The following is an 8,555-nucleotide window of genomic DNA, read 5'->3' on the forward strand; positions in this document are numbered from 1 at the left end:
GGATCAATGCACTGGGAAATGTTTCTGATTTATGTATCCCCCACCCTGAATATTTGAATCTTGGGAGGGATTCAGACAAACGCCGGAAGAACTATCGTGAACTGTTCAAGCATCATTTCAGCGACACTATATTAGAACAAATCCGAAAGGCAACCAACAAGGGGATGATTGTCGGCAATGATCGATTCAGTGAAGAAATCGAAGCCTTAACCGGCCGGCGGGTTAAGGAAAAGAAAAGAGGAAGGCCGGTTGGGTGGCGGAAGCCAAAGATTTAACTTTACTCTGGCCCCAATTATTCCCGGGAATTCCGACTCCTGAAGGGCCGACAATGGCCGACATCATGATAATGGCCTTGGGGGCTTGTTTTGGCTTGTCCTGATCTCCTCAGCCTACTATTTTTTAAATTTATGCGTCAGCACTGGATTGGTGTAAAAAAAATTGACAATTAAAAGTGAACGAATTATATGTACACAACATTATAAAGGGGAGTAGTTATCGGTCGAAGAAAAGACCGACCCGGATTCCGTCAAGACGGTCGAAAGACCCGGTACCGGGGCAGTGATTCTGTAAACAAGACCTTTATCCCGGATACCATGCCGAGGGTAAAGGTTTTTTTATTTTATCGGCATGGTATCTACGAATGATTTTGTTAAGGAAGGTATCTATGATTGCTGAAATCACCTGGGTCCATTGGACTGCATTTATCCTCGCCGTTATCCTATGTCTGTCCATGGATCTGGGTTTGTTCCACCGGAAAGCCCATGCCGTAAGATTCAAAGAGGCCATCCTGTGGACGGCCATATGGGTTGCGGTAGCCATGGGATTTGCATGGGGACTGAATGTTTTACGCGGTCAGGAAGAGGCTCTTGAATTTTTGACTGGTTATATTGTGGAGCTGTCCCTGTCCATGGACAATGTGTTTGTCATGGCCTTGATTTTCAGGTACTTTCAGGTCCCCTTAGCCTATCAGCACCGGCTTCTGTTCTGGGGCATCATGGGTGCCCTCGTTCTGAGAGGGAGCATGATCTGGGCTGGAGCTGCCCTGGTACGGCAATTTGAATGGATCCTGATCGTTTTTGGTTCTTTTCTAATCTTCAGCGGAATCAAATTGCTGTGTGCCAAAGAAGAAAGTGTGGAACCGGAAAAAAATATCTTAATGCAATTGGCCAGAAGATTTCTGCCCATATCTCCTTCCTATGATCGACAACGCCTTATCACCATTGTCAACGGCCACCGCATGTTTACGCCTCTGGTTCTGGTACTCATCATGGTGGAGGCCACGGATCTTATATTTGCCCTGGATTCAATTCCTGCGATCTTCGGCATCACGACAAAAGAATTTATTGTATTCACCTCCAATGTATTTGCCGTTCTGGGGTTGAGATCCCTTTATTTTGCCCTTGCCGGGGCAATAGACTATTTTCGCTATCTGAAAGTCGGCCTGTCGCTGGTGCTGGTTTTTATTGGTGTCAAAATGTTCCTGCTAAAATTCATCCACATATCCACACTATTGTCTTTGGGGATCATAGGGACAATTATCCTGGGCTCTATCGGGATTTCTCTTGTCAGCCGTTGGATACAGATCAGCAATCAATTGAAACAAAAAGAAATATCCGGCACGACCAATTTTTAAAGAAAAAAGAACATAACACGGGAATTTATCGGCATGCTCATAATCAGCTCGGTTTCAATAAGAATCCGTGATTGGGAGAGAGCCTGTCATGGATCTTTTGAATGGGGGAATATTATTGATGATTGATCTCTATCAGTTTGTGCGGATCAATAAAAAGGTGGTCATCTGGTCTTGCTTCTTTGGGCTGTTATTTCTATTACGCAAGGTTTTTGTACTCGTGTTCTTGACCTTTATTCTGTGCTATATATTCAACAATATCATTATTGTATTGGAACGTCGAATCCAAGTAAAAAGATACTTGTGTACCATAGCGATATACCTGCTTTTTGTATCAATTGTAACGGGTCTGTTTTTCCTTGTATTGCCGCACATCATAGGAGAGACAAAGCTGTTCATCACCAAATTGCCTCAATCTGTGGATGCAGTTCACCTGTATCTTGATGATCTGACACATCGGCAACCTCAAATGGCCCCGGTTATTCAACATATCAAAGAAGCTGCAACCATTGATAATTTATTGGGAATCAATCGTGACGCACTCGTTGATTTTGTGGTCAAATTTTTCAATAATACCATTCATTTTACAACTTATTTTCTTTTTAGCACTCTATTTAGTTTTTTAATCCTGTTAGATTTCCCCAGGCTCAAGCGAGGTATATCCGCATTGCAAAACACACGCTTTAAAGTTGCCTATGATGAAACCGCCAGCAGCGTCGTTCAGTTTGCTTTGGTAGTCGGGTATAATTTTCAGGCACAAATTTTGATTGCTATGGTTAACACGGCGTTCACCTCTTTATTGCTTTGGTTTTTAAAATTGGAAACTGTGGCCTTGCTTGCAAGTATCGTTTTTTTTGCCGGGTTGATTCCTGTATGGGGGACATTTATTTCTTTAATTCCTATTTTACTGCTTGCTTTTAACGAGGGGGGTGTAAGTCTGGCAGGTAAGGCACTCTTAATGATTTCCTTTGTGCATATGGTGGAGGCGTATATTCTAAACCCTCGAATAGTTTCCGCTGTTTTTAAAATCAATCCTTTATTGACCTTGATCATCCTTTACGTCGGACACTCACTATTCGGATTATGGGGAGTCCTGCTGGGTGTTCCGGTCTCCGTATATGTCTACCGCTATATTCTGATGGTTCCGGATACACTTTAAGGGGTTGATCATAAGTTCGGCCACTTTGTGTGAATCTTTTAATCGAATGCAAGATATGGACTTTGTATTTTAAATTATATAGAATATTAAAAACGGCCCTTTTTGAGAAAGCATTTACGCGAACGACAGGATGGTTTATTGGTTTAGTGGTATGTGCAATAACGCAAGTTGTGAATCCAAATATATCTTAAGTTTTTTATGAAATCATCCTCTCTTTTTTTTAAACAGATAAACAAAAAACCAGGCAGTATTTTTTTGATACTGATCTGTTTCGCCATGTTCCAGAGCAGTGCGGCCATGGCGCAAAATCGTGTGAATCTGAATTTAAAACCTGTTGCATTTGATCTTAACACGGTTGAAAAACAGTTGACGGAAATGATGGCTGACTGGGAGGAAACCGCATTTGACGTCGATGATGCGCTGGTCCGGCACGTCAGCTATTTTATCAAATATTACGCGGTTCAGAATGTGGATAAATCAAACAATATCATCCGGCGAAGCGAAAAATACCTGTATGACATAAAGAAAATATTTAAGAAATACAGTATTGCCGAAGATGTTGCCTTTGCCCTGCCGTTTGTGGAAAGCGGTTTTAATCCAGGTGCACTGTCCAATGCCGGAGCCTTTGGAATGTTTCAGTTTCTTGACACCACCGCCGTTCATTACGGCTTGAAAATCGGGGAGAATGGACTGGATGAGCGAACGGATTATCAAAAATCAGCTGAGGCCTGTGCCAAATACCTGCGGGACAACCGCAGGGTGTTTGGCAGCACGGTATTAAGCCTGGCCAGTTACCACCACGGTACCAGAATGGTCACGGATGTCTTACTCAATTGCGGTGACGATCCGGGAAGGCAATTTGGACCGATTTTCAAAAACAGTCTTTTGGGGCCTTTTTCCAGGGAGTATGTCCCCCAGTGTCTGGCTGCGTCATTGATATACCGCTATCTTAAGCAAAACAGATTGGTCATGCTTTCGGTTCCTGGGTTTGAGTCTAAAACACTTCTGGCCCAAACGCCGGTTAAATCGCTGAAAAAGATTATTCCAACCCTGTATGAACTGAATCCGGACCTTGAACATGCAGCCTCAATTTATCCGTATGCCAGCAGCAACGGGTATGTGCTGATGACAAAAATAGGGTATTCCTCTTTGACGGCTGAAATGATCCGAACCTATCCTGATTGGGCGAAAAACCCGAAACCGCATCCGTCCGGCAGCACAGAAGTCAAAGGGCTGCCAAAAACCATTCATTATGTTTTCCAGACCCACAATGACCTGTCCGGCATTGCTGCCATTTTTGGGACCAGCGTGAAAGCACTGAAATTCAGTAACCGGTTTTTGGTAAAGCAGGGGGTGCACCCCGGCGATGTAATTGAGATTAAGGGCATGGCCCCGACCTCCCTGGCTTTGGACGGAAAAAGCACCGTCTGCGACACACCCCGGGCATTGGTCACCCAGGAAGATGAAACACTGGAGACATTTTGTAAAAGGGTGGTTAAAACTATTCGTGCCGATTGTTCGGCGAGCCCCTGGCAGATGGGGGCAAATTTAACGCCTGCATTGATTTACTATTGGAATTATGATGTGCTCGGGAATATTCAACCCGATACACCCCTGGAGGGGGGGATGAATCTTAGGATTTATTCAGATTATAGATGGCATAAAACAGCCGCAGGTAGTCAAGCGCCTCCGGCAACGCCTGAGGCGCTTGACTATCGGTACAATCCATCAGTACCGACCGGCTAATCGTTAATTGAGTCCTTAATGGTGTCGGCATAGATCTCAATCACATGCCTGACTTTTACCTTATCATGTTCTTTTCGCTCTCTTCGGCCATCTGGGCGGGATGCCCGTCCTCTTCAATGAGCAGCAGGACTTTGGCGTTGCGGGTCAGACTCATGTTTGAAAAATCCTCCACGGCATTGATATAGGTTTTCTCCTAAAAAGTCCCTGGAAACAGAATGTAAATAAAAAGCATTCCCATAACGCCGGTCAAAAGTCCGTAAAGCAGACAAGGGATCATGGTGTGGCGGATAATAGTGCCCTCCATGCCGGCCAGGCCCACGGTGGCCGATGCCGCCACCACGTTATGCACGCAGATCATATTTCCCATGGCCCCCCCCACGGACTGCAGTGCCACAATAATGATATGGCTGTCGCCGGTGGTGGCGGCCACGCCGTACTGGAAGTCGGCAAACAGCAGGTTTGACACTGTGCAGGAGCCGGTGATAAAAGCGCCCAAAGCCCCGACATAGGAAGCCGCCATGGGCCATAAAGACCCGCAAAGCCCGGCCACAAATTGAGCCATGGTCAGGGGCATGGAGGCATACCCGGCCGTACCGTGTTCCGACTGTTTAAGAATTTCCACCATGGCCACGGCAAAGAGCATTGCAATGGTGGGGTTCTTCATCTTCATGACGGTATCCTTCCAGGCCAGGGCCACCTTGGATCCGGGGATCTGGTGTATGAATATGGTCAGTATCGCCACCAGCATAAAGGGAACCAGGCCGGGCAGGTAAAACGGTTTCATGGCAAAGTTGACGGTTTCCCAGCCCAGAATTTTGGGAAAGGAGATTACAAAGGATGTAACCCATCCCTTAAAGGGCAGAAAGGATAGCCGTGTGAGTACCAGCAACAGGGCAATGAGAACATAGGGTGTCCAGGCGGCCAACTGGCTCATTTTGGGGGTCAGGTTGTTGGAACCCGGCTCAATATCCCCGAGCCACTCCTTTTCCCAATGGGCCCGGTCGGCAAACTCCCAGCTATCTGCAGGCAGAAAAAGTTTTTTCTTGGCACCGGTGATCACCAGCCCCAATCCGATGAGTCCGCCCAGTAAAGAGGGAAACTCCACACCAAAAACGACAGCAGTGAACAGATAGGGAACGGCATAGCACAGCCCGGCAAATACGGCAAATTTCCAGACACCTAACCCCTCGGCCCAAGATTTGTTTTTACCGAAAAACCGGGTGAGAAAACAGACCACAAACAGGGGCAGCAGGATGGCGGCCACGGCATGAATCAGGGCGGAATAAACACCCACCTGGTGCATGAAGGCGTCAAAGGAGGCCACGGGTGCACCCTGGCCGACAGCGGCCTCCACCACCGGCTTGAGATTTTTAAGCCCAAACCAGATGGGGGTGCCCACGGCCCCGAAGGTGACGGGAATGGAGTTGAGCATCAGGCAGGCACACACCGCAGCCAGGGCGGGAAATCCCAATCCCAGCAGCAACGGTGCGGCAATGGCCGCAGGTGTACCGAAACCGGCAGATCCCTCAATAAAGGCACCGAACAGGAACGCTATGATGATGGTTTGGACCCGGCGGTCCGGTGAGATGGTGGTAAAACCGTAGGAGATGGTCTCCATGGCACCGCTCTCCCTCAGGGTGTATAGGATGAGAATGGCACCGAACACGATGATGAGCACGTTGATGGCGCTGCAGAACCCGCTCAGGGTCGAGGCGGCCACAAGGCCTGCCGGCATCTTCCAAAGGGTTGCCCCGATCAGGGCGCAGACCAGCCATGCCAGGGGCATGGCCCGGGTGGCGGGCCATCTTAAGCCAACCATAAAGATTAATACCAGAGCAATGGGAATAAACGCAATAAATGCTGATAAGCTAAGGGCCAAACCACTCCTCCTTTTCATTTCCACGTTCGCCAGACGGAAGTAATGCCTCTAAAAATCAAAATCAGGGAATTTAAATTCTTTCTTGCCTTCTAAGCAGCGGTCAGTATATTCTCCAATTCAGTTGGATTTTTGCTCTAAACCGTTCCACCCAGAACAATAGACAGAATCCTTCTATAACTATATTGGCTCATTCTATACTAATTCACTGATAACATAAAAAAGGGGATTATTATGCAAAACGAAAAACAACAAAATGAAATTATTTCTAAAGGGAAAGAAATGGGGCAAAAAGTTTTTGCCCAAACCAAAGAAGCGACAAGTCAGGCAATTAAGGCATTAAAAATACTGAGTCGCGACCCAATTGGAGGTCAATCTGAGGCGCTCAAAAACCTTGGGCAATCAAATGCTTTACGAGCAGGAATTGTATTGGTTGTGATATTTTCGATATCATGTTTTTTATTAGGACATAGTATTGTTTCTGAATCGCAAGAGGTTGGCCAATATATGGGGGGGATGACAGGAACTTACTTTAAGTTATTGTTGTTTTCATTGATTCCATCTGCATCTTTTTTTGTATGTTTTTTTCTGATAATGAAACTCATAAGCCAAGAAAAAGAAGAAATTTCAACATGTATATATACAACTGGAGTATCTACACTCCCTTTGGCGGTTTTATTTTTCTGTATAAAAATATTTGGATTAAGCAACTTTGAATTACTGTCTGCAATAGGGATTTTTTGTCTCAGTACAACATTTTTTTTGATAAATAGTTCCATGCAAGACATTTACAAATTATCCACCCAAAAATCGTTTTTAATAACTCCAACTTTAGTATTATTCGCTGGTGTTGTATCGAACGTTTTGTACTCAGCCTTAATCTAATAAAGGCCATGGGCCTATCTGGTCTATCAATATAAAATAATTTTTTTAATCGGGATAGGGACTCCTCATCACTGAGGATCCCTCCTACGCCATCAAGCATTCTGCTGACGACAATACATTATTTTTTTAAAATACAGAGTTCTGGTTTGGAATTTCATTAAATTTTAAAAAAATCGGCAGGAATGCAAACATTAAGATGGCAATACCGGCACCTGTGAACCCCATAGAAAAGAATCCACGATCTGCAAGAAATCCCATCAGAGCCGGGGCACCGCCGGCACCCATGAGAAATGCTGCCGGGACAGTCAACGAAACTATGATATTCCGGGTTTCTTTGGCTCCGATACTTGAGAGCGCTGAAAATGCCGGAGGGAAAAAAGAGACTGATAAAAGTGGCTGCAGAAAAATCACGGTCTTAAGGCCTGTCCCGGACAATAATCCGATACCCAGGGTGGCGAGTCCGCTTAAGATAAGGGCTGTACTCAAGGTTTTTTTTATTCCATATCGGTCAGATATCCAGCCAACGGCAAAAGGTACGGGCAGGGTAAGAATTCTGGACAAGGCAATCAATGTATTGGCTTCGGGCTGTGTCATTCCATGCTCGTTTACCAGATACAAAGGAAGCATGGCATAGACCCCTAATGAACTGATTACTCCCATCGTGAACAGCACGATCATAATCCAGAAAGAACGGATGAATAACAGTGGGACAATGGCTCTCAACATAGGGGCTTGGCCCGGAAAATCCACTGCTTTGCTGAATTTTAAAAAATTTATGCCAAGCACCACCGATACCATTCCGGTCAGCATCAGAATACTGCGCCAAGACATGAACAATAACAGTGCTTCGCAGATAATCGGTGACAATAGAAAACTTAAATTCGGTGCCAATTCATGAACTCCGATGGCTTTGCCCCAGTTCTGCCGACTTATTGAAGCCGTGAGCAAGGCAATTCCACTGGGTAGATACAGACCCGCGCCCATGCCGGTGATAAATATACCGGCCCGCATCATGGTCAGACTGTTACATAAGCCTGTTATGATAAAGAAAAAACCGGTCACGATTGCAGACAGACCAATGGTTTTTTTATGCAGCAGTATTTCTGAGATAAATCCTGAGCAGATCAGGGTAATAAAATATCCCGAGGCAGAGACCAAAAAAAGGGAGCCTGCTTGGTCGCCTGTCAGGGACATGTCCTGTAGAATAGTAGGTAAAAGTGGGGATATGATAATACGAATGCTAAAGTTCAAAAAAAATA

General features: G+C 45.5%; 6 protein-coding genes and 1 pseudogene. 5 read left to right on the forward strand and 2 right to left on the reverse strand.

Annotated elements, in window-relative coordinates; all coding sequences use genetic code 11:
* From B3D59_RS06095 to B3D59_RS06110, 4 genes and pseudogenes are all read left to right on the forward strand, one after another.
* A pseudogene (locus B3D59_RS06095) lies at positions 1-275 on the forward strand (transposase); the annotation flags it as partial.
* Between the two features lie 389 nt (positions 276-664).
* Positions 665-1,633, forward strand: a complete 969-nt coding sequence (locus B3D59_RS06100; RefSeq protein ID WP_286818432.1) for a TerC family protein — start codon at positions 665-667, stop codon at positions 1,631-1,633.
* 88 nt (positions 1,634-1,721) lie between these two features.
* Positions 1,722-2,789, forward strand: a complete 1,068-nt coding sequence (locus tag B3D59_RS06105; RefSeq protein WP_286818433.1) for an AI-2E family transporter — start codon at positions 1,722-1,724, stop codon at positions 2,787-2,789.
* Positions 2,790-3,044: 255 nt separating this feature from the next.
* Positions 3,045-4,535 carry a transglycosylase SLT domain-containing protein gene (locus B3D59_RS06110; RefSeq protein ID WP_286818434.1) on the forward strand — a complete coding sequence of 497 codons (1,491 nt, stop codon included), beginning with the start codon at positions 3,045-3,047 and terminating at the stop codon, positions 4,533-4,535.
* A gap of 193 nt (positions 4,536-4,728) precedes the next feature.
* Here the strand turns inward: B3D59_RS06110 and B3D59_RS06115 are convergent, their stop codons facing one another.
* Positions 4,729-6,414: an L-lactate permease gene (locus tag B3D59_RS06115; protein WP_286818435.1), complete on the reverse strand. Its 1,686-nt coding sequence runs from the start codon at positions 6,412-6,414 to the stop codon at positions 4,729-4,731.
* A gap of 231 nt (positions 6,415-6,645) precedes the next feature.
* On the opposite strand from B3D59_RS06115, the gene B3D59_RS06120 reads away from it, so the two are divergent.
* Positions 6,646-7,296 carry a hypothetical protein gene (locus tag B3D59_RS06120; protein WP_286818436.1) on the forward strand — a complete coding sequence of 217 codons (651 nt, stop codon included), beginning with the start codon at positions 6,646-6,648 and terminating at the stop codon, positions 7,294-7,296.
* A 126-nt stretch (positions 7,297-7,422) separates the two neighbouring features.
* Here B3D59_RS06120 and B3D59_RS06125 read toward each other — a convergent pair.
* Positions 7,423-8,555: MFS transporter (locus B3D59_RS06125; RefSeq protein WP_286818437.1), on the reverse strand; the 1,133-nt coding region annotated here is incomplete at its 5' end.

Origin of the sequence: Desulfobacter sp. UBA2225 (assembly GCF_002348205.1) — a bacterium.
GTDB lineage: Bacteria > Desulfobacterota > Desulfobacteria > Desulfobacterales > Desulfobacteraceae > Desulfobacter > Desulfobacter postgatei.